The organism is Amycolatopsis sp. NPDC104775, assembly GCF_055583325.1.
Map to the genome: position 1 here is coordinate 135,102 of NZ_JBVJOE010000014.1, position 23,009 is coordinate 158,110.

The following is a 23,009-nucleotide window of genomic DNA, read 5'->3' on the forward strand; positions in this document are numbered from 1 at the left end:
GCGCCGAGGACGCGGTGCGGGGCGGTCACGGCTAGAACCGCGATCGCCACGCACGAGACAGCTCAGGGCAGCCAGGTCATCCGCTGTCCGTGCGGTGCCGTCCGGGCCAGCGCGCGAGCCTCCGGTTTCCCGTCCACCCAGGTCGTCAGCCCGAGGACCGCCATCGCGGGCTCTTCGGAACCCGCCGCGAGATCGTCCCGGCCAGGCAGAACGGTCTCCAGCCCGGCCCGGTAGAACTCCTGGCTCACCCACCACACCGGCCGCGACGAGGACAACCGCGCCAGCTCGGCCACGAAATCCGCCCGCCGGTCCCCGAGATACGCCAGCGCGTGGCTGGTCAGCACCACCAACGGCAGTTCCGCGGGCAGCCGCGACGCCGCCGAGGCCAGGTCGTCCACCGCGTCCCCGGCGATCAGCTCCGGCGCGTGCTTCCGCTGTTCGGCGGCGGCCGTGCGCAGCAGCCGGATCCGGTCGACCTGGTCCGCCCAGACGCACGCCTCCAGCCACGCCAGCTCGTCCTCGTCCGAGAGGTCCACCGGAGCCCGGTCCAGGCCCGCGCGGGCGGCCACCGCGAGCTTCTTGGGCAGCTTGGGCAACTTCGCGCCGGGCGCGACGTCGATCGCGCAGTGCAGCCCGACCGCGGCTTTGGCCGGACCGGCCGTGAGCTGCTCGCCGCCGTCGCACTGGTAGCGGTAGCCGAACCGGTCGAGCCCCAGCAGCAATCCCGCGCTGCAGCCGACCTCGAGCAGCGCGATCTTGCCGCCCGCTTCCTTCGCCGCCGCCGTGACAGCCGGGTACAGCAGAGCCGCGCGCCGCACCTCGTTCGTCTGCGTGTAGCGGGTCGAGATGAGCTCGCGGGCCTGGTCCGCGCGCTCCAGCAGGAACGAGCGGAACAACGGCCAGGTCTCGCTGTCGACACCGTCGAAACCGCCCACCGACGGGTAATACCGCGACAGCGGATGGATCGGATCCGCCTGCACCAGCCGGTGCGCGGCGGCGAACAACAAGGTGCCGCGCGCTTCGCCGCCGCGAGCGTCGGTCAGCAGCGCGGCGACGTCGTCGTCCTCGGCCGCGTTCGTGGCGAGGTGGTCATACAGCGGCGAAACCCCGCGCGCCTCCACCTCGGCGAACTTGCGCAGCGTCTGCTTGATCTTCTCCAGGGCGATGGCCACCCGTGCTCCCCTTCGGCGGATCGATCACTCGTGCGGCGTCGGACGGCCGGGCTGTTCCCCGCCGCGGGTGTCGCCGTAGGACCGCTTCGGCACCATCACTTTGCGCCGGAAAACGCACACGATGGTGCCGTCCTGTTTGTACCCGCGCGTCTCGACATACACCACTCCCCGGTCGTCCTTGGACTTCGACGGGGTCTTGTCGAGCACCTCGGTCTCGCCGTAGATCGTGTCGCCGTGAAAAGTCGGCTTCACGTGCTTGAGCGATTCGACCTCGAGGTTCGCGATGGCCTTTCCGGACACGTCGGGCACCGACATGCCGAGCAGCAAGGAGTAGATGTAGTTGCCGACCACGACGTTCTTACCGAAATCGGTCGTCTCGCCCGCGTAGTGCGCGTCCAGGTGCAGCGGGTGGTGGTTCATCGTGATGAGGCAGAACAGATGGTCGTCGTATTCGGTGACGGTCTTGCCGGGCCAGTGCTTGTAGACCGCGCCGACCTCGAACTCCTCGTAATACCGGCCGAATTGCACGCTTGCGCCTCCTGTCCGGGTAACACCTGCCGAACCAGGTGCGACACGTATCCGTGGTGAGGAGTACCCTCGACCATCGGTGATCGCGCGTCAACGCGACCCCCGCCACGTCGCACGTCACGACGTGCCCCGGCCGAAAGGAGGTGAGGGACCGCTCATGAGCAGTGGTGATAGTCCGCTCCCTAGTAGTACGTGCGTTCCCGCCTCGCCGGCCGGCCTTTTCCGCTCCTGGTAGGCCCGCGTCCGGGAACTCACGGTGCCGCCGGACGGACCCCGCAGTCCGCCTGGCCGTCGTCTTCGTGTTCCACGACGCCTGCCCAGGAGAAACCATGCCTGCCATTCCCTCGCTTGGCGGCCTTCGCGGCCGCGGCAACAACCGGGCCAAGGCCAATCTCGACCGGCCGATCCCGGTGCCGCTGTCGGCGTATGTCGTCGATTGCGCGGTGTATGTCGACGGCAAGCGGCTGCCCGGGCGCTGGACGCACGCCGAGGCGATCCGCGAGGTGCGCAAGCGGCACGCGGGTTTCGTCTGGATCGGGTTGCATGAGCCCGATTCCGACCAGATCCAGGGCATCGCGGAGACCTTCGGGCTGCACGAACTGGCCGTGGAGGACGCGCTGGAGGCGCATCAGCGGCCGAAGCTGGAACGCTACGACGACACGCTGTTCCTGGTGCTGAAAACAGTCCGCTACGTCGAGCACCAGTCGCCGACCACGGCGAACGAGATCGTGGAAACCGGCGAGCTGATGGTGTTCCTCGGCCGCGATTTCGTGATCACCGTCCGGCACGGCAACCACTCCGGCCTGGCTCGGCTGCGCCGTGACCTCGACGAGGACCCGGAGCGGCTTTCCCTCGGCGCGGCGGCGGTCGTGCACGCGATCGCCGACCACGTGGTCGACCACTACCTGGAGGTCACCAGCCGGATCGAGGCGGACATCGACGAGATCGAGGCGCAGGTGTTCGCGCCGCGTTCGTCGGTGAGCGCCGAGCAGATCTACCTGATGAAGCGGGAAGTGCTCGAACTGCGGCGCGCGGTGGTCCCCCTCGCCACGCCGGTGTCGCGGCTCGCCGAGGGCTACACGCGGCTGGTGCCGGACGAGGTCCGCTCGTATTTCCGGGACGTCGCCGACCACCTCGCCACTGTCTCCGAACGCGTCGCGGCGTTCGACGAACTGCTCAGCACCCTGGTCGACGCGACCGTCGCGAAGATCTCGCTGCAGCAGAACACCGACATGCGCAAGATCACCGCGTGGGCGGCGATCATCACGGTGCCCACGATGGTCGCGGGCATCTACGGCATGAACTTCGACTACATGCCCGAACTGCATTGGCAGTTCGGCTATCCGATCGTGGTCTCGATCATTCTCGCGATCTGTCTGCTGCTGTACCGAATATTCCGGAAGAACGGCTGGTTGTAGCCGCCCTCGCGGTCCCCTTTTCTTCCCCCGGTTGCAGGAGGTTTGTCTCGTCATGTCCCGGTTGCTGTCCAACCTCAAGTTCTGGGCTCTCGCCCTCTGCCTCATCTGGATCGTCGGCATCGTCGCGATGATCGCGCTCAACCCCGGGTTCGCGCACGGCATGAAGTGACGCCGCGTGCGCCGTAACCTTGGCGCATGCCGAAAGCGCTGGTGGTGGCCGACGAGGCCGACGAGCGGCTGTGGACCCCGGCGGTCCGCTCGCTGCGGGTCGACCTCGTCGTCGCCGCCGGCGATCTGCCGTTCGCGTATCTCGAGTTCCTCGCCGGCATGCTCGACGTGCCGTGCGTGTTCGTTCCGGGCAATCACGATCCGGACCTGAGCGGCTACACCCGCTACGGCGGACTGTCCATGAAGGACGGTTTCCCGGCCGAATGGCCCGGCCCCGCGGGCGGGATCAACGCCGACGGCCGGATCGTCGACGTCGCCGGGCTGCGGATTGCCGGACTCGGCGGTTCGATCCGCTACCGCGACGGCCCGAACCAGTGGACGCAACGGCAGCAGGCACGCCGGGCGCGTCGGCTGGAGCGGCGCTTCCGGTGGCGGAAATGGCGCGACGGCAACGGAATCGACATCCTGCTGACGCATTCGCCGCCGCGGCATCTCGGCGACCGCGAAGACCCGCCGCACCAAGGTTTCACCTGTCTGCACCGCACGATCGAAACCCTGCGGCCGCACTGGCTGCTGCACGGACACATCCACCCGCACGGCGAACCGGTGCCCGACCGCGTGGCCGGCCGCACCCGGATCCGCAATGTGGTGGGCTATCAGGTGATGGAGTTCCCGCGATGACCCGACCGACTGGTTTCCCGCGCGCCGACGCCGAAAACGACTTCCTGCGAGCCCGGCGGCGGCAAGTGCTGTCGCGGCTTTCCACGTGGCTGCGCCGGGAACCCGACGACGTCAACATCATGCTGCCGTTCCACGAAGTGGTGCAGGCACTCGGTTACGTCAGCGAGGCGCGGATCGGGACCCGGGTGATCACCTTGGACTCGATCGTCGGCACCGTCGACCGCAGCCGCGATTTCGACCGCCGGTTCCGCCCGACGTCGGCCCGGGTCCGGCAACGCTGGGAACGGCTCGCCTTGGCCGCCCGCCGCGGCGAGGCCATCCCGCCGATCGAGGTGTACCGGGTCGGCGAACTGCACTTCATCATCGACGGCCACCACCGGGTTTCGGTCGCGCTGGCGCAAGGACTGTCCACAATAGAAGCTTCGGTGACGGTCGTGCGCACCAAACTGAACCCGAGCGGCATCCGGTATCGCGGCGACCTGATCGTGAAGGACTACCGGCGGCTGTTCCTGGAACGAGTCCCGCTGTCCGGGCATGCCCGGGCTTCGGTGCTGGTGACGGATCCGTGGAACTACGCCCAGCTCGGCGAACACGTCGAAGCGTGGGGTTTCCGGCTCATGCAGGACGAAGGCCGGTTCACCGACCGCGCGACCATCGCGCAGCGCTGGTTCGACGAGGAATTCACTCCGGTGGTGGCGATGCTGCGGCAAGCCGATCTCATCGGCGACCGCACCGAGGCCGAGGCGTACCTGTGGGTCGCGTGCGAGCGATACCGGCTGATCCGGACGCATCGCTGGGACGAGGAGGTCATCGAGACGCTGCGCTCCCAGCAGTGACTTGTCAGGAGCCTCCTGACGTGTCAGGCTAGTCCTGACACCGGGAGGTAGCTGATGACTTCGTACTGCTCGTTCTGTCTCAAACCGGCCGAAGAGGTGGCCCAGCTGATCGCCGGCGCGGGGGTCTACATCTGCGACGGCTGTGTCGGACTGTGCCAGCAAATCCTGGCCGGAAAACACGAGCCGGGGACGCCCGAGGTGACGCTGTGGGAGCGGAAATCGGACGAGGAGATCCTGGAAAGCATCCCGCGGATGGCGAAGGTGAGCGCGCAGACGGACGCGCGGATCCAGGAACAGGTGGATTTGCTGCGGACGCGCGGGGTGGCGTGGGCGCGGATCGGCGAGGCGCTCGGCGTGACGCGGCAGTCGGCCTGGGAGCGGTTTTCCGCCGAGCAGAAATGAGAACGGCCCCCCTCCCGCGCGGCAGGAGGGGGCCGATCACTCTCGATGGTCTGGGCGAAGCGGCTCGTTCGCCTGCTCAGTCGCTGGGGATGATGGCCCAGAGGATCAGGTACGCGACGAACTGCGGCCCCGGCAGCAGGCACGACAGCACCGCGAGCACGCGGATCTTGCCCGGCGTGGTCCCGAAGCGACGGGCAAGCCCGGCGCAGACGCCGCCGATCATGCGCCCCTCTCGCGGCCGGCTCAGCCGGTGAGTGACAGGTGCGGTCATCGTGTTCCCCTCCCGTTTGGGTTCGTGCCTCCATGGCACCACGTCCGGAGCCGGAGCACATCGCTCCGCGGGACGATCCGGACCCTTAAGGGGGTGGGGTTCGGCACGGGGGAGTAATCGGGGTTGGGGCGGGAACTCGCAGGTCAGCGCTCTCCAGCCGCATGCCATTCGCGGCTGACGCAGCCTTCCTCGTAAGCCCAAGAACCGTCTGCTCGACCTGCTTCGAGCACCCGTTTCGCCTCGGCGAGGTTCGCTTCCGGCGGCACAGTGAACCCGACCATGCTGAACTGGTCGAACCGCTCGCCCTCGAAGCCGAACGCGGCGAAATGGTCGAGTACGCGGCCCAGATCGCCCGCGAACGGACCGTCCGAGCGGACAATCATCCGGATCGTGCAGTTCCCGGACCACTCCACCCGTTCGACGGGCCGCAGCACCCCTTCCTCGTCCCGCTCGACGCGGAAAACGTCGCCCTCGGCGGCATCGCGGGCAAACCACGGGACGTTGTCCAGCCGCACCTGGTCTGGCCGGTCCAGCGGAACCGCCCACAGCCCCTCGCTGCTGAACGGCGGCCAACCGTCGCCGTCGGAAGGCAGGTCGAACACGACCTTGACGTGGGTCGGCTGATCGAAATCGCGGGTTTGCTCAGGCACCGCCGAAGCTTGCCATCGCCTTCGCCCGAGCGGACACGCGGCTTCCCCACCCGGCTGGCATAGCCGCGGACCACCCGGCAAGGCTCCCGTCGTGTCCATTTTCCGTCCAAAGAACCGCCCGACCAGCGGTGATGACGCAGCGAAGTGTGGGATTTCCCGACGAGGGCTGGATTTTTCGCCACCCACGGTGATACTGCACCCCGTGCGTAACCCACTCGGAGTCCTCGCCGTCGGCTGTTCGGTAGTGCTCGCCACGACAGCTGGATGTTCCGCGGAGTCCGCCCCGACGACGGAGCAGGCGCAGTCCACGCCGGTGCCCCTGACCGCGATCGCGGCGCTCGGGGACTTCGCCACGCTCGACTATTGCAGCCTCCTCGACCCGAAGCGGCTCAAGAACAGCACCGCCGACACGCCTGATTCCTCGTTCACCGCGTGCCAAACCGACTTCGTCCAGGCCGGGCGGCCGCGGACCGTCACCGTCGGACCGCTCGCCGCCGAGCGGGACCCCAACGTCCAGGCCTACGCGTATCCCGGCAAGGTGCCGGACGGGGTTTCCGTGCAGCAGGCCGGTTTCGTGCCCGATCGGACGTGCGGGCGGGCTATCACGTTCGCCGACGGGGTCCGGCTCGCCGTTTCGATCACCGACCGGGACGACCGCGGCAGTGCCGAGGACCGGTGCGCGGCCGCGGACGACGTGGTGGGCGGGGTGCTCGACGCGGTGACCGGCAATCGGGTGCGGCATCCGCAATTGCCGGACCGGTCGTGGGGGCGGGTGGACTCCTGCGCGATTCTCGGCGCGTCCGGGGCACCGGGCGGCGAGGCGACGGCCGGGCTCGCCGGGCATTCCTGCATCTTGGACAAGGTGAGCCTGGAGTTCGCGGTGGTGCGGCAGGCTCCGGCGGGACCATCGGAAACGCTCGGCAACCGGGTGGCGCGGGTGGCGGCCGACGGGGCGTTCTGCCGGGTCCGGACGGTGCAGCCCTCCCCTGCCACGCCGGGACGCGCGGAGCAGGCGACGGTAAGCGTGGTCGACACCAGCGGTGCGGGCGGGGACGCGGCTTGCCCCGCGGCCCGCACCGCCGCGGCGGCAGTCTTTTCGCGGATTCCCTGAACGTCCGTGAAGGGCTCCTTGCGGGAATTAGCTTCCCGCAAGGAGCCCTTCACGGACCGAGAGCTCAGTCGGCGTAGGTGAGGTTCCGGCCGTTGGACGGGTCGAAGAGCTTCACCTTGTCCGCGTCGAACCACATCTGCAGATCTTGGTTCTCCGCCGCCGCTGATTCAGCCGACAACCGGGCCACGATCAGCGATTCCGCGCCGGGGACGTCGGCCGAACCGCTGTCCGCGGCCAGTTCCGCCAGTTCGGCCGAGGTCGCGGCTTCGCCGTCCACCGTGAAGTGCGCGAACTTCTCCGAACCCATCGACTCCAGCACGTCCACGTGCGCGGTGAACGTCGCTCCTTCCCGGCCCGCTTCGACCAGGGCGGCGTCCTCGAAGTGTTCCGGGCGGATGCCCAGGATCACCTCGCGCGGAGCGTTCGCCGCTTCGGCCATCCGGCGGACCCGGTCGGTCAGCGGCGTGGTGCCCAGCGAACTGTGCAGCTCGCCGTTTTCCAGCGTCGCGGGGACGAAGTTCATCGACGGCGAGCCGATGAACCCGGCCACGAACAGGTTCGCCGGGTTGTCGTAGAGGAACTGCGGCGAACCGATCTGCTGTACGTACCCGGCTCGCAGCACCACGACCCGGTCGCCGAGGGTCATCGCCTCGGTCTGGTCGTGCGTGACGTACAGCGTGGTCGTGCCGAGCTGCTTCTGGATCTTCGACACCGAAGTACGCATCTGCCCGCGCAGCTTGGCGTCCAAGTTGGACAGCGGCTCGTCCATCAGGAACGCCTTGGGGTTGCGCACGATTGCCCGGCCCATGGCTACCCGCTGCCGCTGGCCACCGGACAGGTTGGCCGGTTTGCGGTCGAGGTGCTGGGTCAGATCCAGGATCTTGGCCGCTTCCTCCACTTTGGACCGGACGATCTTGTCGTCCACTTTGGCCAGCCGCAGCGGGAACGCCATGTTCTCCCGCACGCTCATGTGCGGGTACAGCGCGTACGACTGGAACACCATCGCGATGTCCCGGTCCTTCGGCGCTTTCTCGTTGACCCGCTTGCCGTCGATGCGCAGTTCGCCCGAGGAGATGTCCTCCAGCCCGGCGACCATGTTGAGCGTGGTCGACTTCCCGCAGCCGGACGGGCCGACCAGGATGATGAACTCGCCGTCGGCGATCGTGATGTCCACTTCGGACACCGCGAGCGCGCCGTCGGGGTAGCGCTTGGAAACCTTGTCGAGAACGATTTCAGCCATGGGTCAGCCCTTCACCGCACCGGACGTCAGCCCCGCCACGATGCGACGCTGGAAGAACAACACGAACAGGATGATCGGCACGGTGATCACGACCGCAGCCGCGCACACCTGGCCGGTCGGGTCCTCGAACTGCGAGGACCCGGTGAAGAACGACAACGCGGCGGGCACCGTGCGCGACGACTCGGTGGACGTCAGCGAGATGGCGAACAGGAAGTCGTTCCAGCAGAGGATGAACACCAGGATCGCGGTGGTGAACACGCCCGGCGCGGCCAGCGGCGCGATCACCTTCCGGAATGCCTGGGCCGGTGTCGCGCCGTCCATTTTCGCCGCCTTTTCCAGCTCCCACGGGATTTCCCGGAAGAACGCCGACAGCGTGTAGATCGACAGCGGCAGCGCGAACGTGATGTAGGGCAGGATCAGCCCCGGCCAGGTGTCGAAAAGGCCGAGTCCGCGTTCGATGTTGAACAGCGGGGTGACCAGCGATACCTGCGGGAACATCGCGATCAGCAGGGAAAGCCCCACCAGCAGCTGCTTTCCGGGGAAATCCAGCCGGGCGATCGCATAGGCCGCCATCGTGCCCAGCACCACCGCGATCACCGTGGAGATCACCGCGATGCCGATCGAGTTCACCAGCGCGTGCAGGAACTCCGTGGTCTGGAAGATGTCCGCGTAGTTCTTGAGCGTCCATTCCGTCGGGATGAAATTGCCGTCGGTGAGCGTCGCTTTCGTCTTGAACGACAGCGAAAGCACCCACAGCACCGGGACGATCGCGAACACCAGCACCAGGATGTCCAGCAGGCCCCAGCCGACCTTGCGGCCAGTGGTGGCCGTGCCTCCGATAGCCATCAGCGCTTCCCCCCGTCGTCCGTGCCGGGCGCGGCGGTGCCGAACACCTTGATGAAGAGGAACGCGATGATCGCCACCGTGATGAAGATCAGCACCGCCATGGTGGAGCCGATCCCGAGGTTGAGCCCCTTGACCAGGTTGTCGTAGGTCTGCATGGACACCGATCCGGTGTCCTGCGCGCCGCCGGTCAGCACGTAGATGTTGTCGAAAATGCGGAACGCGTCGAGCGTGCGGAACAGCAGCGCGACGAGAATCGCCGGTTTCATCACCGGCAGCATGACCTTGGTGAACCGCTGCCACGCGGTCGCGCCGTCCATCGCCGCGGCCTTGAGCAGGTCGTCCGGCACCAGCGCCAGCCCGGCCATCAGCAGCAGCGCCATGAACGGCGTCGTCTTCCACACCTCGGCGAGGATGATGATGAACAGCGACGGCCACTGGTCGGTCAGCGGCGCGACCCCTTCGCCCAGCGCGTTCGCCAGGTACCCGGTTTTGGGTGTCCACGCGAAATACCACGAGAACGCGGCCACCACGGTCACGATGCCGTACGGGATCAGCGCGACGGTGCGCACCAGTCCGCGGCCGACGAGCGTGCGGTGCATGATCAGCGCCAGCCCCATGCCGAGCACGAATTCGATCGCCACCGACACGACGGTGAGGAACATCGTGGTGCCGAACGCGGTCCACCAGTAGGAATTGGTGAGGACCGCGGCGTAATTGTCGAAGCCGATGAACTCGTGCTTCGCCGGGAACCGCAGATCGTAGCGCTGCAGCGAAAGCCAGACGGAATAGATGATCGGGTAGCCGGTCACCGCGATCATCACGAGGAACGCGGGCGCGCACAGCCACAGCCCGAGCCGCCGTTCCGCCTTCTTGCCCTCGGAAAGCGCGGGCTTTCCCTTGCGGTGCGCCGCTTCGTGGGTGGTCGCGGCGGGATCCTGGACGGTCACGGGATCACTCCCTTCGACTGGAGCGCGTCATCGAGCTGTTCCCGCATTTTCTGCGCGGTCGCCTGCGGATCGATCGCCGACGGCGGGGAGATGATTTTCGACATCACCGTGGACAGGTTCTGGTACACCGGCGTGAGCGGCCGTACCGCGGCGGTTTTCAGCGCGGACAGAATGGAGTCGCGCATCGGGTACTTCTCGGCCATGTTCGGGTTGTCCGCCGAAGCGGGCTTCGAAGGATCCAGCGGCGTGTCGTCGTGGTACACCGATTCGATCGTCGGCGGCACCCCGTCGTTGATCGCCGACACCTTCTGATTTTCCTTGCTGCGCAAGCACAAGGCCGCCTCGTAGGCTTCCGGCTTGTGCTGCGAGTAGGCGCTCACCGCCAGGTCGAAACCGCCGATCGTGCTCTTCGATGGAATGCCCGCCTTCGCCTGCGGATACACCGCCCACTTGAAGTGCGCCAGGTCCTGCGGCTTTTCCTCGGCGTAGGAGGCGTAAACGAACGGCCAGTTCAGCTCGAACGCGGCGCCGCCGCGCTGGAACGTCCGCCGGACGTCGTCCTCCTTCTGGTTCGTCAGCGACGGGTCGGTGATCCCCGAGGAGGTGACCTTCTTGAGCAGCTCGAGCGCCTGCACCGCGCCCTCGTCCATCACCACGGATTTCCCGTCGTCGGACAGGATGTGCCCGCCGAGCGATTCGACCAGCGTGTTGTAGATGACCACCAGGCCCTCGTACTGCGCGCCGGTGAACACGATCGAATACGGCTTGTGCTCGCTCTTGAGCCGCTGCGACATCTGCATCATCTCGTCCCACGTCTTCGGCGGGGTCGGGGTGATGCGGTCGTCGTACCAGAGCAGCTGCACGTTGGTGTTCTTCGGTGCGGCGTAGAGCTTTCCTTGGTACGTCGCGGTTTCCAGCGGGCCCTTGAGCACGCCCTCGGACGCGGCCGCCTTGTTCTGCCCGGTCCACTCGTCGACCCAGCCCGCCTCGGCGAACTCCGAGACCCAGGTGACGTCGAGGCCGAGCACGTCCATCGACGTGTCGCCCGCGGCGAGCCGGCGCGCCATCTGGATCCGCTGGTCGTCCGAACCGCGCTGCAGCTTGTTGTAGACGATCCGGTACCGCCCGGCGGCGGTCTTGTTGCAGTTGTCGACGACCGTCTGGAAATGGTCCTCCGGGGAGTAGTAGACGTTGACCGTCGTCCCGGAAGCCGTTCCGCAGCCGGCCAGCACGCCGCTGCTCACCAGACCGGCGGCGAGCAATGCCGCCGCGCGCGTAGGTCCTCGTTTCTTTCCGCTGGGCCGTTTCTTCCCCATCCAAGCCTCCTCGCCCTGTGCACACGGCACCCTTCGGCACCGCCCCCAGACAGCACGCCGCGACGAGGCGGACCCGAGCCAGCACCCCGACGTGCCAGTTGCCGGCAGGCCGCGCTGGAGGACACGACCGGCCAACCGGTGTCGGACAACCTATGCCCGGCGATCACCGGCCGCAAGCAGGGTCGGTAACGATTCAGCCAGGTGCGCGCGAACCATCGGGAAGACGGGTGAAAAAGTCCCGCGGGTGCTCAGGCGGTGGCGGGCGGCGGCCGCAACGCCAGCTTGGCGAGCAGCTCGCGGCCCTGTTCCGCGCTGCGCGGCTGGCACAGCACGTCGTAGCGGCCTGCGACGAGCTGGCTGGCCGAGGAGAAATCGCGGCGGCCGCGGGAGGCGCGGTAGCCGATCGCGGAGAACGCCAGCCCGGACAGCACCCCCAGCACCAGGCCGGTCAGCAATTGCAGGGTGAATCCGCCCTGGTTGACGAACATCCCCAGCAACAGCCCGGCGAACAGGCCGAACCACGCGCCGGACATCGCGCCCGCGGCGAGCACCCGGCCCCACGACAGCCGTCCGATGACGCGTTCGACCAGCATCAGGTCGACGCCGACGATCGTCACGTCGGTGACCGCGAACTCGCTTTCGGCCAGGAAATCGACCGCCTGCTGCGCCTCGCCGTAGGTCGAATACGACCCGATCGGCCAGCCGGTGGGCGGGGTCGGGAGCCGCGGCAGCCCGGCCGGGCCCTGACCGCCACCAAAGGGACTGCTCACCATCATCACCTGCGCTCGTCCGGTCCGCGGGGTTCCATCTTGTCAAGAACCGACCGAGCGCGCGAACTCCGGCGAGACGAGGGTCAGGCTTTGTACTCCCGCAGCAGGCCCCGGCTGATGATGGTCTTCTGGATTTCGCTGGTGCCTTCGCCGATCAGCAGGAACGGGGCCTCGCGCATCAGGCGTTCGATCTCGTATTCCTTGGAGTAGCCGTAGCCGCCGTGGATGCGGAACGCTTCCTGGGTGACCTCGGCGCAGTACTCGCTGGCGATCAGCTTCGCCATGCCGGCCTCGACGTCGTTGCGGGCGCCGGAATCCTTCAGCCGGGCGGCGTTGACCATCATCAGGTGCGCGGCCTCGACCTTGGTGGCCATCTCGGCGAGTTTGAACGCGATCGCCTGGTGCTGGGCGATCGGCTTGCCGAACGTCGAGCGCTGCTGGGCGTAGGCGATCGCCAGCTCGAAGGACCGGATCGCGATCCCGCAGGCCCGGGCGGCGACGTTCACGCGGCCGACCTCGACGCCGTCCATCATGTAGGAGAAGCCCTTGCCCGGCGCGTTCCCCAGCACCTTGTCCGCGCCGATCTTGAAGCCGTCGAACACCGCTTCGGTGGTGTCGACGCCCTTGTAGCCCATTTTGTCGATCTTGCCCGGGATCGTCAGCCCGGGAAGCACCTCGCCGAACCCGGACGGCTTCTCGACCAGGAACGTCGTGAGGTTCTGGTGTGCCTTCTCGGCGCCCTCATCGGTCTTCACCAGCAGCGCGATCAGGTTCGACGAGCCACCGTTGGTCAGCCACATCTTCGCGCCGTCGATCACGTAGTCGTCGCCCTCGCGCCGGGCGCGGGTCTTGATCGCCGCCACGTCCGAGCCCAGGTCCGGCTCCGACATCGAGAACGAGCCGCGGACCTCGCCGGTCGCCATCCGGGGCAGGAAGTGCTGCTTCTGCTCCGGCGTCCCGTGCCGGGTGATCATGTGCGCGACGATGAAGTGAGTGTTGATCACGCCGGACACGCTCATCCAGCCGCGCGCGATCTCCTCGACCACCAGCGCGTAGGTCAGCAGCGATTCGCCGAGGCCGCCGTACTCCTCCGGGATGGTGAGCCCGAACAGGCCCATCTCCTTCATGCCCTCGACGATCTCGGCCGGGTACTCGTCGGCGTGCTCCAGCGCCTGCGCGTGCGGGATGATCTCCTTGTCCACGAACGAGCGCACCGTGGACAGAATTTCCTGCTGCACGTCGGTCAGGCCGGCGGTCCGGGCCAAACGAGCCATGGGCTCAGCTCCTCACTGCGGGCGACGCCGGCTCCCGGCGCTGGGTTACCGGGGAGTATGACTGGTTCCCGCCCGAGCGGCTATGAGGGTGCTCACGCCGGGAGACGGTTTCCCCCGTTAGGCTGCGGGTCCACCCGAAACCGCGAGAAGGATCCCGATGAGCGAGGGCAGCGACGAGCCCGCCGGCCGGCGTTCGGACGACGGTTACGAGCACCCGTCGTACGAACACCAGCCCTATCCGCCGCGGGGCCCGCTGCCCGGCGCGGGACTCGCGATCGGCTCGCTGATCTGCTCGATCGCCGGGTTCGTGCTGTGCGCGCCGATGGCCGTCGCGGGGATCGTGATGGGGCACGTCGCGTTCTCCCGGGCCCGCCGCGGCCGCGGCACCGGCGGCGCGCTGGGACTCGCCGGGTTCGTGATCGGGTACGCGGCGCTGGTCGTCTGGGCCATCGCGCTCCCGCTGATCTGGCACGCGCTGGCCCAGTCCGGGATTTTCCGCTGATGCCGAGGCGATTCCCGGTAGCGTCGTCCTTCGAATCCGGCACCTCGAGGGAGCCCCGATGACCACTCCGCCCGACCGCGACCCGGTGCCGTACGAGCCGCCGCCGACCGCGGACCCCGCTCCGTACGAGGCGCCGGCCACCGCCGATCCCGCGCCATACGAGGCTCCGGCGGACGCCGTCTCGTCCACTTCGGAGGCTGACTCGCTGGTTCCGCCGCCAGGCTGGACCGCGCCCGATCCCGGCCCGGTCGCGCAACTGCCCGGCGAGCAACCGGCTCCCGCCGCGCAGCCGCATCCCGTTGCCCCGCAACCGGATCCGTTCGCGCCGCCGCCCGCGTACCAGAACTTCCCGGCTCCGCCGCCCTACGGCGCGGCCTACCAGCCGTATCCGAACACCAGCGACAGCGGGCTCGCGACCGGCGCGCTGGTGTGCTCGGTGCTCGGCCTGGTGACCTGCGTGCTCAGCATCCCCGGCATCGTGATGGGGCACGTCGCGCTGGCCAAGGCCAACCGCAACGAAGCGGGCGGACGCACCATGGCGCTTTCAGCCGTCGTAATCGGCTACGTGACCGTCGCGCTGTGGGGAAGTTTCTTCGTGACGCTGCTGGTCCTCGGCCTGAACGGCTACCTCGACAACTGATCCGGCACGTCGCTCGCCTCGCTCTCGGGCGGAGCGGCCTGGCCGTTGCTGTCCTTATCCGGGGACGACTCCGCCGATGCCCGCGGCTCCGGCGGTTTCGCGGCCGGTTTCGCCGCGGGGTCGGTTCGCGCGTCGAGGAACCGCAGCAACTCCACCGGGAACGGCAGCACCAGCGTCGAATTCTTCTCCGCCGACACCTGCACTACCGTCTCCAGCAGCCGCAACTGCAGCGCCGCCGGGGTGTCCGCCATCGTCGCGGCGGCCTGGGCGAGCTTGTGCGACGCCTGCAGTTCGCCGTCCGCGGAGATCACCCGGGCCCGGCGTTCGCGTTCGGCCTCGGCCTGGCGCGACATCGAGCGTTTCATCGACTCCGGCAGCGCGACGTCCTTGATCTCCACCCGGTCGATGTGGATGCCCCAGTCCAGCGCCGGGCTGTCGATCATCAGCTCGAGGCCCTCGTTGAGCCGTTCGCGGTTCGACAGCAGGTCGTCCAGGTCGCTCTTGCCGATGATGGACCGCAGCGACGTCTGCGCGACCTGGCCGATCGCCGACCGGTAGTCCTGCACGTGGACGGTGGCCAGCACCGGATCGACCACCTTGAAGTACACGACCGCGTCCACCCGGACCGTGACGTTGTCCCGGGTGATGCCGTCCTGCGCGGGCACCGGCAGCGTCACGACCTGCATGTTCACCTTCTGCATGCGGTCGGCGACCGGCAACAGCAACGCGAGCCCGGGATCCCGGACCTGCGAGCGCACCCGGCCGAACCGGAAGACCAGCCCGCGTTCGTACTGTTTGACCACGCGCACGGAGGAAGCGAGCCAAACGCCGCCCCCGACGACCACTGCGCTGACAATCTCGACGATCATGGCAGCTCCCGGGTTCGCCCAAACCCTGATCCGTTCACTGTACGCGCACGCGACACCGCCGGAAACGGTTTGCGCGGCCGACCAGAATGGGCGTTGTGACCGTTTGGGAAATCCCGCCCGCCTTCGCCGAACGCGCCCCCAAGGTGCTGGGCCCGCAAGCCGTCCCGTGGCTCGCGTCGCTGCCGTCGCTCGCGCAGCGGTACGCCAGGAAGTGGGAGCTGGAATTCGAGGACACCGCCCGGCACGGCTATGTCGGAGTCGTCCAGCCCGCCCGGCGCGCGGACGGTTCCCGGGTGGTGCTGAAACTCGGCTGGGTGGAAGAAGAATCGCGCGACGAACCGCTCGCACTGTCCACATGGGCCGGTCGAGGATCGGTGCTGCTGCACGAATCCGCGCCCCAGGACGGCGCGATGCTGCTGGAGCGGCTCGACGACCGCCGGACGTTGGCGGGCGAACCGCTGCTGCCCGCCGTCGAGATCATGAGCGATCTCGCCCGGCGGCTCGCGGTGCCCGCCCCCGCCGGGCTCACCCGCGCTTTGTCCGGCGTCGCGGAGGAACTGCTCGAAGAGCTGCCTCAATCGTGGCGAGAGCTGGACGAACCGCTCCCCCGCCGGGAACTGGACGCGGCGCTCGAAGTGTGCCGGGACCTTGGTCCAGAAGCGGGAAACGCACTGGTGAACGAGGACCTGCACTACGAAAACGTGCTGTCCGGCATTCGCGAACCCTGGCTGGTAATCGACCCTAAGCCGCTCGCCGGCGACCTCGAATACGGCGCGCTTTCGTTGCTGTGGAACCGGTTCGGCGAATCCACACTGGACTCGAAGCTCGCCGCGAGCGGTCTGGACCGCGACCGCGCGAAGGCGTGGACCCTCGTCCGGGCGGTGCAGAACCGGTTGTGGCACGCCCAGGACCTGGTCGATTTCGGCGGATTGCCCGAGGACGACGACGGACCGTCGGCCGGCGCGCTGCCCGAGCTGACCCGATGGGCGCTCGCTGGCTGAGAATTCGCCGAGCCGCGGCCCGAGCGCTCCGGGGCGGCAGCCGATAGTGTCGGCGCCATGGCAGGCACAAACCGGGTTTACGCAGCACAGCTCGCGGGTCTGCCGGTGTTCGGGCCCGACGGGGAATCGATCGGCAAGGTCCGCGACGTGGTCGCCGGCCTGCGGCTGGACCAGCAGCCGCCGCGGATCCTCGGCATGGTCGTGGAGCTGGCGACCCGGCGGCGGGTGTTCGTGCCCATGCTGCGGGTCACCTCGATCGAACCGAACGCTGTGACCCTCGCCACCGGTTCGGTCAACATGCGGCATTTCCACCAGCGGCCCAACGAAGTCCTGGTGTGCGGCCAGCTCCTCGACGCGCACGCCACGCTCACCGGCGCGGAAACCCGGGTGACCGTGGTCGACGCGGCGATGGAACCGACCCGCACGCGGGACTGGGTGCTGGCGAAGCTCGCCGTCCGCGAGCGGTCGACCCGGCTGGCTCTGGGCAGGCGGCGCACCGCGATGCAAGTGCTGCCGTGGAGCGAGGTCGCCGGGCTCGGGCTCACCGATCTCGCCGGACAGCCGCAAGGCGCGGGTCAGCTGCTGATGCTGTTCGACACGATGCGCGCGGTCGACGTCGCCGCGACCCTGCGCGACCTGCCGATGAAGCGCAGGCACGAGGTCGCCGACGCGATGGACGACGAACGCCTCGCGGACGTCATCGAAGAGCTGCCCGAGGACGACCAGAAGGAACTGCTGTCCTACCTCGCCGAGGAACGCGCCGCGGACATCCTCGAGGCGATGAACCCGGACGACGCGGCCGACCTGCTCGCCGAACTCGCCCCCGCTGAGCAGAGCAGGCTGCTGGAACTGATGGAGCCGGAGGAATCCGCGCCGGTCAAACGGCTGCTGGCGTATTCGTCGGACACCGCGGGCGGTCTGATGACGCCGGAACCGGTCGTGCTGACGCCGGACGCGACGATCGCCGAGGCTCTGGCGCACATCCGCAACGCCGAACTCCCCGCCGCGCTCGCCAGCATGGTGTTCGTCTGCCGTCCGCCGACCGAAACGCCGACCGGCCGGTTCGTCGGCGTCGTGCATTTCCAGCGGCTGCTGCGCGAACCGCCCGCCGAACTGGTCGCCAGCGCGGTGGACACCGACCTCACCGCGCTGCGCCCGGAGGCGACGCTGTCCGAGGTCACCCGGTATTTCGCGGCGTACAACCTGGCCTGCGGCCCGGTCGTCGACGCCGAGGACCATCTGCTCGGCGCCGTCACCGTCGACGACGTGCTCGACCATCTGCTGCCCGACGACTGGCGCGAAACCGGTCTGCACGATGTCACCGATGGCGCCGACAGCGCCGATCTCCAGGAGGCCGACCGTGGCTGAACTCAGGACCGGCCGCAGGCTCGACCAGCCGCGCGGTCAGGCCCGTCTGCGGCTGAACATCGACCCGGACACCTTCGGCCGCTTCACCGAACGGGTCGCGCGGTTCCTCGGCACCGGGAAGTACCTGTTCTGGCAGACGCTCATCGTGGTCGTCTGGATCACGCTGAACCTGGCCGCGGTGTCGCTGCGCTGGGACCCGTACCCGTTCATCCTGCTCAACCTGGCGTTTTCGACACAGGCCGCGTACGCCGCGCCGCTGATCCTGCTCGCCCAGAACCGCCAGGACGACCGGGACCGGGTGTCGCTGGAGGAGGACCGCACGCGCGCCGCGCAAACCAAGGCGGACACCGAGTACCTCGCCCGCGAACTGGCCGCGCTGCGGCTGGCGATCGGCGAGGTCGCGACCCGCGACTACCTGCGCAGCGAACTCGACCGGCTGCGCGACGATCTCGACGTGGACTCCAAGCCGCGCAAGGCGAAACAAGGCTGAACTCGGCAGTACGTACCATGGGCTGGTGACTGGTACACAGCAGCTCCCCAGCGTTGACGACGTCCGCACCGCGCTGAAGGACGTGTACGACCCGGAAATCAAGAAACCGATCACCGACCTCGGCATGGTCAAGGACGTGGCGGTCGGCGACGACGGGGTGGTCGACGTCGGGATTTACCTGACGGTCGCGGGCTGTCCGCTCAAGGCGACGCTGACCGCGGACACCAAAAAGGCCGTCTCCAAGCTTCCCGGCGTCGCCGACGTGCGGGTCGAGCTGGACGTGATGAGCGACGAGCAGCGCACCGAGCTGCGCAAATCGCTGCGCGGCGACGCGGCGGAGCCGGTGATCCCGTTCGCGCAGCCGGGTTCGATGACGCGGGTGTACTGCGTGGCGTCCGGCAAGGGCGGCGTCGGCAAATCGTCGGTGACGGTGAACCTGGCCGTGGCGATGGCCGAGCGCGGGCTGTCGGTCGGCGTGGTGGACGCGGACATCTACGGCCACTCGGTGCCGCGCATGCTGGGCGCGCGCGAGAAGCCGACCAAGGTCGACACGATGATCATGCCGCCGCAGGCGCACGGCGTGAAGGTGATCTCGATCGGCATGTTCACCCCGGGCAACGCCCCGGTGGTGTGGCGCGGCCCGATGCTGCACCGCGCGCTGCAGCAGTTCCTCGCCGACGTGTTCTGGGGCGACCTGGACATCCTGCTGCTGGACCTGCCGCCGGGCACCGGCGACATCGCGATTTCGGTGGCGCAGCTGATCCCGAACGCGGAAATCCTCGTGGTGACCACGCCGCAGCAGGCCGCCGCCGAGGTGGCCGAGCGCGCGGGCGCGATCGCGATGCAGACGCGGCAGCGCGTGGCGGGCGTCATCGAAAACATGTCGTGGCTGGAAACCCCGAACGGCGAACGCATCGAGGTCTTCGGCGCGGGCGGCGGCCAGACGGTGGCGGATTCGCTGTCGAAGTCGGTGGGCTCCACGGTGCCGCTGCTGGGCCAGGTCCCGTTGGACCCGCGGCTGCGCGAGCAGGGCGACGAGGGCACGCCGATCGTGCTGGCCGAACCGGACGCTCCCGCGTCGCTGGTGCTCAAGGACGCGGCGAAGCAGCTGTCGGTCCGGGCGCGCGGGCTCGCCGGGATGATGCTGAACGTCAGCCCCGCCGGTCGCTGATCCTGGGCAGCAAAAGAGGCGTGCACCTTTCGCGGGTGCACGCCTCTTTTTCGCTCATTTAGGAGGCGTGCACCGTCACCAGGAGCGCGCCGGATTCGCGGAGCGTCACCTTGGTGTCGCCCGGCTTGGTCACCGTCCAGTCGATGTCCTCGGGCTTCTTCGCGGACACGTCAGCCGACTTGTCCGGCAGGCCCTCGACATCGATGTTCTGCGACTGGTCGGACGTCACCTTGATCTTCACCTTGTTGCCGACCTTGACGTCGACGACCCCGGCCGGCGGCGTGACCTTCCCGCCCTGGTAGGCGACGGTGACCAGCACGTCGACGCCTGCTTCGCCGGTTTCCGCGCCGCGCTTGACGTTCGGCTGCTCACCGGTGGCGCCGCCGTTCCCGGGCGCGCTCGACGCGGCGCTCGATGGGGCCACCGACGCGGAAGGCATCGCCGGGGCGGGCACCGAGGTGTAGGTAGCGGGCGCCTTGGTGCTGGGCTCGTCGTCGGCACTGCACCCGGCGACGGCGAAGGCGGCCGCAGCGATCGTTCCGGCCAGCGCAGCCGCACGGCGTGACATATCGGGAACCTCCAGGGTCGGTTGAGCTGATGCCCTGAGGCTACCCAGCCTGATCAGCGCGTCGCGCGTCGGCTTGGCCCGCCGGGAGTTCCCGCCGCGGGGATCAGGTGGCGTCCGGGTCCACCGGCGGACGCTCGCCCGGCTTCAACGGCTCCGGCTGCGGCACGGCGGTCTGCGGCTTGATCGTCGGAGCCCCGTTCGACCCGTTCGCACCGTTGAGGTCGTTCTTGAACCCGTTCAGCCCCAGCGGGTCCGAATCCCCGTCGAACAAATGCTGCGTCACGACCCGTTTCGGGTCGAGATTCCGCAGGCCGCGGAGGTCTTCGAGGGGTTTGCGCAGCTGGTCGAACTCAGGACCCATCTCCTCGCGCAGCTGCTCGCGCGCGCCGGTCGCGAAGTCGCGCGCCTTGCGGACGCTCCGCGCCAGCCAGGACGCCGCTTCCGGCAGCCGTTCGGGTCCGAGAATGAACAGCCCCGCGATGATGAGCACGAGGATCTCGCCCCAGCCGACACTCTCGAACACCCGTGAAACCTCCGCTCGGTGCTGCCCTGCCCAAGACTACCCGGGCCGTTTCGGCTCCGGGCAGGCCCGAACGTCGCACGGCAGCTACTGTGCTGATCGTTACTGACCCGACCACAGCCACGGCCGAATGGCTTCGTAGCGACGGTTACGTGCCGCGCGGGGGGGGTCGGCCTACTTTTGGCCGGGTCAGTAAGAACGGGTGTCAGTCCGCCCCGAGGGTGACGTCCACCACCAGCAGCGCGCCGTCGCGGGCGAGCTGCACCGGGACGACCTGGCCGGGGTCGTGGCTGCGCACCGCGACGGTCAGCTCCGCGGAATCGCGCACGACGTGGTCGCCGACCTTGGTGATCACGTCGCCCTCCTTGATCCCCGCGGACGCCGCCGGCCCGCCCGGAGCGACGTTGCGCACCTGCGCGCCCATCGTGGACGAGCCGGCGACCGTCGAGGCCGCGTTGATCCCGATGTCGGCGTGCTTGACCTTGCCGTCCTTGATCAGCGCCTTGGCGATTTTGATGGCGTAGTCGCTGGGGATGGCGAAGCCGATGCCGATGCTGCCGCCGTCGGAACTCGACGAGCGGATCGCGGAGTTGATCCCGACCAGCGCCCCGGTCGAATCGACGAGCGCGCCGCCGGAGTTGCCGTGGTTGATCGCGGCGTCGGTCTGGATGGCCGAGTAGGTGACCGGAGCCGCCCCGTTGTCGCCGCCCGCGGTGACCGGCCGGTCGAGCGCGCTGACGATGCCCGCGGTGATCGAGTTCTGCAGCGCCAGCGGCGAGCCGACCGCGATCACCGCGTCCCCGACCTGCAGGTTGGACGACTTCCCGACCTGCATCACGACCGGGTTGGTCACGTTGACCTTCACCACGGCGAGGTCGGTCTTCTGGTCCGCCCCCACGATCTTGGCCTGGGTGCGCGTCCCGTCGTTGAACACCGCGGTGATCTTCGTGGCCGCGTCCCCGACCGCGGTCGCGACCACGTGCTCGTTGGTGAGGATGTATCCCTGCGGATCGATCACCACGCCGGAGCCCTGCTCGCCGCTGTCCGCTCCGGGCTTGACCACCTCAAGCGAAACCACCGCGGGCGACACCCGTCGCGCGATGTCCGCGAGCGACCCCGGCGGCCGCTCCTTGGCCGCCTCCGCCTCGGAAATCGTGGCACTGCCGGTCAGCTCGGACCCGGTGTCCGCGACCCACCAGCCGACCAGCCCGCCCACCGCGCCGATCAGCAACGCGACGACCCCGAGCAGCGCCAGCGCCTTCGGCTGCACCCGCCGCCCGAACAACACCTCAGGCAAGCTCAACTGCGCGCCGCTGGGCAGCTTCGGCTTCTCGCTGTCGTCGTCCTCCGGAACGACCGCGGGCCCACCCAGCACGGCCCCCGCCGCCGGATCCCGCCACGGATCGCTGGCATCAGTCCACAACGGATCTTCCGCCGCGCCGTTCTCCCCGGAGGCCTCGAGCGGCCGCTGCAACCGCACCCCCTCCGCCCCCGGGGGCCGGCTGAACGCCTCCGCCAACGACTCCGGCGTCGGCGGCGCGAGATTGAGCTTCTGCCCATTCCCGTTGGGCGGCGGGGTATAGAGCTTGTCGAACGCCCCCTCGACCCCGTGCGGACGCCCGAAGACAGCCGCCTCCTGCTGGTCGACCACAGGCCGCTCAAGCGGCCGAGGCCCCAACCGGTCCGTTCCGACGGCACCGGACTGGTCAGAATTAGCGTTCGGCTGGTCGGTCATCATTCCCCGGGATGCGGTTCAGTTCGGCTGGGAGTCGACGATACCCAAGCCTGGGAAGAAGTGTGCCCACACCGCAGTGAAATGCCTGTTGCCTGCCCACTTCCCCCGCCGCCGCGCGTGAGAGGGACCCTCAAGGCCCCCACCCCACCCACAGCCGAAACGCACCCCACGCCACATTGGGACGCGAACCCGGCAGCCGCGCCCCCACCCCGACCAGCCACCCAAGCCACACGCCCCACCCACCAAACCGCAGCCCGCGCACCCAACGCCACATTGGGACGCGAACTCGGCACCCGCGAGCTCACTCCAGCCAAACACCCAAGCCCCGCGCCCCACCCACCAAACCGCAACCCCCGCACCCACCCCCACCAGGCACCCACACCACCCCCGCACCCCGATACGAAGCCAAAAACGCGGACGGCGGGTGCTTGTCAAGGCATCTTTCCCGCCTTGACAAGCACCCGCCGTCCGTCGTCACAATCAACTTCGGGGTGCCCCCACCACCCCCACAGCAA

Annotated in this window: 25 protein-coding genes; 11 read left to right on the forward strand and 14 right to left on the reverse strand. The window is 68.6% G+C overall.

The window, feature by feature from the left end; translation table 11 throughout:
* Positions 1-62: 62 nt before the first annotated feature.
* Both ACZ63D_RS39710 and ACZ63D_RS39715 read right to left on the reverse strand, forming a co-directional pair.
* A complete protein-coding gene (locus ACZ63D_RS39710; RefSeq protein WP_465359507.1) occupies positions 63-1,166 on the reverse strand; it encodes a DUF2332 domain-containing protein in 1,104 nt (367 codons plus the stop codon).
* 30 nt (positions 1,167-1,196) lie between these two features.
* Positions 1,197-1,700 carry a MaoC family dehydratase gene (locus ACZ63D_RS39715; RefSeq protein WP_465359475.1) on the reverse strand — a complete coding sequence of 168 codons (504 nt, stop codon included), beginning with the start codon at positions 1,698-1,700 and terminating at the stop codon, positions 1,197-1,199.
* 329 nt (positions 1,701-2,029) lie between these two features.
* Here ACZ63D_RS39715 and corA point away from each other — a divergent pair, with 329 nt between their 5' ends.
* The 4 genes from corA (at position 2,030) to ACZ63D_RS39735 (ending at position 5,205) form a co-directional block, all read left to right on the forward strand.
* Positions 2,030-3,118, forward strand: a complete 1,089-nt coding sequence (gene corA / locus ACZ63D_RS39720) for a magnesium/cobalt transporter CorA (RefSeq protein WP_465359476.1) — start codon at positions 2,030-2,032, stop codon at positions 3,116-3,118.
* Between the two features lie 195 nt (positions 3,119-3,313).
* Positions 3,314-3,967 (forward strand): metallophosphoesterase family protein, encoded by a 654-nt coding sequence (locus ACZ63D_RS39725; RefSeq protein WP_465359477.1) that lies wholly within the window; start codon positions 3,314-3,316, stop codon positions 3,965-3,967.
* Entirely contained in the window at positions 3,964-4,803 is an 840-nt protein-coding gene (locus tag ACZ63D_RS39730; protein ID WP_465359478.1) for a chromosome partitioning protein ParB, read from the forward strand. The genes ACZ63D_RS39725 and ACZ63D_RS39730 overlap by 4 nt, the downstream gene beginning before the upstream one ends.
* 54 nt (positions 4,804-4,857) lie before the next feature.
* On the forward strand, positions 4,858-5,205 hold the full coding sequence (locus ACZ63D_RS39735; RefSeq protein WP_465359479.1) for a ClpX C4-type zinc finger protein: 348 nt from the start codon (positions 4,858-4,860) through the stop codon (positions 5,203-5,205).
* Between the two features lie 76 nt (positions 5,206-5,281).
* Here ACZ63D_RS39735 and ACZ63D_RS39740 read toward each other — a convergent pair whose 3' ends face one another.
* Positions 5,282-5,476 carry a PspC domain-containing protein gene (locus ACZ63D_RS39740; protein ID WP_465359480.1) on the reverse strand — a complete coding sequence of 65 codons (195 nt, stop codon included), beginning with the start codon at positions 5,474-5,476 and terminating at the stop codon, positions 5,282-5,284.
* Between the two features lie 143 nt (positions 5,477-5,619).
* Entirely contained in the window at positions 5,620-6,126 is a 507-nt protein-coding gene (locus tag ACZ63D_RS39745) for a DUF4265 domain-containing protein (protein WP_465359481.1), read from the reverse strand.
* A 202-nt stretch (positions 6,127-6,328) separates the two neighbouring features.
* Between ACZ63D_RS39745 and ACZ63D_RS39750 the strand changes: the two genes are divergently transcribed.
* Positions 6,329-7,237, forward strand: a complete 909-nt coding sequence (locus ACZ63D_RS39750; protein ID WP_465359482.1) for a hypothetical protein — start codon at positions 6,329-6,331, stop codon at positions 7,235-7,237.
* A gap of 64 nt (positions 7,238-7,301) precedes the next feature.
* Here the strand turns inward: ACZ63D_RS39750 and ACZ63D_RS39755 are convergent, their stop codons facing one another.
* The 6 genes from ACZ63D_RS39755 to ACZ63D_RS39780 form a co-directional block, all read right to left on the reverse strand.
* The gene (locus ACZ63D_RS39755; protein ID WP_465359483.1) at positions 7,302-8,477 is read right to left on the reverse strand and encodes an ABC transporter ATP-binding protein; all 1,176 of its coding nucleotides are present in this window, start codon (positions 8,475-8,477) and stop codon (positions 7,302-7,304) included.
* A 3-nt stretch (positions 8,478-8,480) separates the two neighbouring features.
* The gene (locus ACZ63D_RS39760) at positions 8,481-9,323 is read right to left on the reverse strand and encodes a carbohydrate ABC transporter permease (protein WP_465359484.1); all 843 of its coding nucleotides are present in this window, start codon (positions 9,321-9,323) and stop codon (positions 8,481-8,483) included.
* Positions 9,323-10,270: a carbohydrate ABC transporter permease gene (locus ACZ63D_RS39765; protein ID WP_465359485.1), complete on the reverse strand. Its 948-nt coding sequence runs from the start codon at positions 10,268-10,270 to the stop codon at positions 9,323-9,325. Before ACZ63D_RS39765 ends, ACZ63D_RS39760 begins: the two co-directional genes overlap by 1 nt.
* On the reverse strand, positions 10,267-11,586 hold the full coding sequence (locus tag ACZ63D_RS39770) for an ABC transporter substrate-binding protein (protein WP_465359486.1): 1,320 nt from the start codon (positions 11,584-11,586) through the stop codon (positions 10,267-10,269). The genes ACZ63D_RS39765 and ACZ63D_RS39770 overlap by 4 nt, the downstream gene beginning before the upstream one ends.
* Before the next feature lie 248 nt (positions 11,587-11,834).
* Positions 11,835-12,362: a YflT domain-containing protein gene (locus ACZ63D_RS39775; RefSeq protein WP_167442160.1), complete on the reverse strand. Its 528-nt coding sequence runs from the start codon at positions 12,360-12,362 to the stop codon at positions 11,835-11,837.
* 77 nt (positions 12,363-12,439) lie between these two features.
* The gene (locus tag ACZ63D_RS39780; protein ID WP_465359487.1) at positions 12,440-13,630 is read right to left on the reverse strand and encodes an acyl-CoA dehydrogenase family protein; all 1,191 of its coding nucleotides are present in this window, start codon (positions 13,628-13,630) and stop codon (positions 12,440-12,442) included.
* Positions 13,631-13,787: 157 nt separating this feature from the next.
* On the opposite strand from ACZ63D_RS39780, the gene ACZ63D_RS39785 reads away from it, so the two are divergent.
* Positions 13,788-14,132, forward strand: coding sequence for a DUF4190 domain-containing protein (locus ACZ63D_RS39785; protein WP_465359488.1), 345 nt, complete (start codon positions 13,788-13,790; stop codon positions 14,130-14,132).
* A 58-nt stretch (positions 14,133-14,190) separates the two neighbouring features.
* Positions 14,191-14,772, forward strand: a complete 582-nt coding sequence (locus tag ACZ63D_RS39790) for a DUF4190 domain-containing protein (RefSeq protein ID WP_465359489.1) — start codon at positions 14,191-14,193, stop codon at positions 14,770-14,772.
* On the opposite strand, the gene ACZ63D_RS39795 is transcribed toward ACZ63D_RS39790, so the two are convergent.
* Positions 14,757-15,641, reverse strand: coding sequence for a slipin family protein (locus ACZ63D_RS39795; protein WP_465359490.1), 885 nt, complete (start codon positions 15,639-15,641; stop codon positions 14,757-14,759). The two genes, ACZ63D_RS39790 and ACZ63D_RS39795, sit on opposite strands and share 16 nt — an antisense overlap.
* A 95-nt stretch (positions 15,642-15,736) precedes the next feature.
* On the opposite strand from ACZ63D_RS39795, the gene ACZ63D_RS39800 reads away from it, so the two are divergent.
* From ACZ63D_RS39800 to ACZ63D_RS39815, 4 genes are read left to right on the forward strand one after another with little or no spacing between them, the layout of a single operon-like run.
* Positions 15,737-16,642: an aminoglycoside phosphotransferase family protein gene (locus ACZ63D_RS39800; RefSeq protein ID WP_465359491.1), complete on the forward strand. Its 906-nt coding sequence runs from the start codon at positions 15,737-15,739 to the stop codon at positions 16,640-16,642.
* A 57-nt stretch (positions 16,643-16,699) separates the two neighbouring features.
* Positions 16,700-18,010, forward strand: a complete 1,311-nt coding sequence (locus ACZ63D_RS39805; protein WP_465359492.1) for a magnesium transporter MgtE N-terminal domain-containing protein — start codon at positions 16,700-16,702, stop codon at positions 18,008-18,010.
* The gene (locus tag ACZ63D_RS39810) at positions 18,003-18,500 is read left to right on the forward strand and encodes a DUF1003 domain-containing protein (protein WP_465359493.1); all 498 of its coding nucleotides are present in this window, start codon (positions 18,003-18,005) and stop codon (positions 18,498-18,500) included. Before ACZ63D_RS39805 ends, ACZ63D_RS39810 begins: the two co-directional genes overlap by 8 nt.
* 25 nt (positions 18,501-18,525) lie before the next feature.
* Complete coding sequence (locus ACZ63D_RS39815) at positions 18,526-19,671, forward strand: Mrp/NBP35 family ATP-binding protein (protein ID WP_465359494.1); 1,146 nt, start codon at positions 18,526-18,528, stop codon at positions 19,669-19,671.
* A gap of 58 nt (positions 19,672-19,729) precedes the next feature.
* Here ACZ63D_RS39815 and ACZ63D_RS39820 read toward each other — a convergent pair whose 3' ends face one another.
* The 3 genes from ACZ63D_RS39820 to ACZ63D_RS39830 all read right to left on the reverse strand — a co-directional run bounded on the left by ACZ63D_RS39820 (position 19,730) and on the right by ACZ63D_RS39830 (position 22,494).
* Positions 19,730-20,239 (reverse strand): hypothetical protein, encoded by a 510-nt coding sequence (locus ACZ63D_RS39820; protein WP_465359495.1) that lies wholly within the window; start codon positions 20,237-20,239, stop codon positions 19,730-19,732.
* A 103-nt stretch (positions 20,240-20,342) separates the two neighbouring features.
* A complete protein-coding gene (gene tatB / locus ACZ63D_RS39825) occupies positions 20,343-20,762 on the reverse strand; it encodes a Sec-independent protein translocase protein TatB (RefSeq protein ID WP_465359496.1) in 420 nt (139 codons plus the stop codon).
* A 202-nt stretch (positions 20,763-20,964) separates the two neighbouring features.
* Entirely contained in the window at positions 20,965-22,494 is a 1,530-nt protein-coding gene (locus ACZ63D_RS39830; RefSeq protein ID WP_465359497.1) for a S1C family serine protease, read from the reverse strand.
* Positions 22,495-23,009: the final 515 nt, after the last annotated feature.

Excerpts from the sequence above, each read along its gene's own strand:
- ACZ63D_RS39770 (WP_465359486.1), bottom strand. The coding sequence starts at position 11,586 with ATGGGGAAGAAACGGCCCAGCGGAAAGAAACGAGGACCTACGCGCGCG.
- ACZ63D_RS39740 (WP_465359480.1), bottom strand. The coding sequence starts at position 5,476 with ATGACCGCACCTGTCACTCACCGGCTGAGCCGGCCGCGAGAGGGGCGC.
- ACZ63D_RS39775 (WP_167442160.1), bottom strand. The coding sequence starts at position 12,362 with ATGATGGTGAGCAGTCCCTTTGGTGGCGGTCAGGGCCCGGCCGGGCTG.
- ACZ63D_RS39755 (WP_465359483.1), bottom strand. The coding sequence starts at position 8,477 with ATGGCTGAAATCGTTCTCGACAAGGTTTCCAAGCGCTACCCCGACGGC.
- ACZ63D_RS39735 (WP_465359479.1), top strand. The coding sequence starts at position 4,858 with ATGACTTCGTACTGCTCGTTCTGTCTCAAACCGGCCGAAGAGGTGGCC.
- corA (WP_465359476.1), top strand. The coding sequence starts at position 2,030 with ATGCCTGCCATTCCCTCGCTTGGCGGCCTTCGCGGCCGCGGCAACAAC.
- ACZ63D_RS39790 (WP_465359489.1), top strand. The coding sequence starts at position 14,191 with ATGACCACTCCGCCCGACCGCGACCCGGTGCCGTACGAGCCGCCGCCG.
- ACZ63D_RS39725 (WP_465359477.1), top strand. The coding sequence starts at position 3,314 with ATGCCGAAAGCGCTGGTGGTGGCCGACGAGGCCGACGAGCGGCTGTGG.
- ACZ63D_RS39830 (WP_465359497.1), bottom strand. The coding sequence starts at position 22,494 with ATGACCGACCAGCCGAACGCTAATTCTGACCAGTCCGGTGCCGTCGGA.
- ACZ63D_RS39785 (WP_465359488.1), top strand. The coding sequence starts at position 13,788 with ATGAGCGAGGGCAGCGACGAGCCCGCCGGCCGGCGTTCGGACGACGGT.
- ACZ63D_RS39820 (WP_465359495.1), bottom strand. The coding sequence starts at position 20,239 with ATGTCACGCCGTGCGGCTGCGCTGGCCGGAACGATCGCTGCGGCCGCC.
- ACZ63D_RS39805 (WP_465359492.1), top strand. The coding sequence starts at position 16,700 with ATGGCAGGCACAAACCGGGTTTACGCAGCACAGCTCGCGGGTCTGCCG.
- ACZ63D_RS39730 (WP_465359478.1), top strand. The coding sequence starts at position 3,964 with ATGACCCGACCGACTGGTTTCCCGCGCGCCGACGCCGAAAACGACTTC.
- ACZ63D_RS39760 (WP_465359484.1), bottom strand. The coding sequence starts at position 9,323 with ATGGCTATCGGAGGCACGGCCACCACTGGCCGCAAGGTCGGCTGGGGC.
- ACZ63D_RS39795 (WP_465359490.1), bottom strand. The coding sequence starts at position 15,641 with ATGATCGTCGAGATTGTCAGCGCAGTGGTCGTCGGGGGCGGCGTTTGG.
- ACZ63D_RS39780 (WP_465359487.1), bottom strand. The coding sequence starts at position 13,630 with ATGGCTCGTTTGGCCCGGACCGCCGGCCTGACCGACGTGCAGCAGGAA.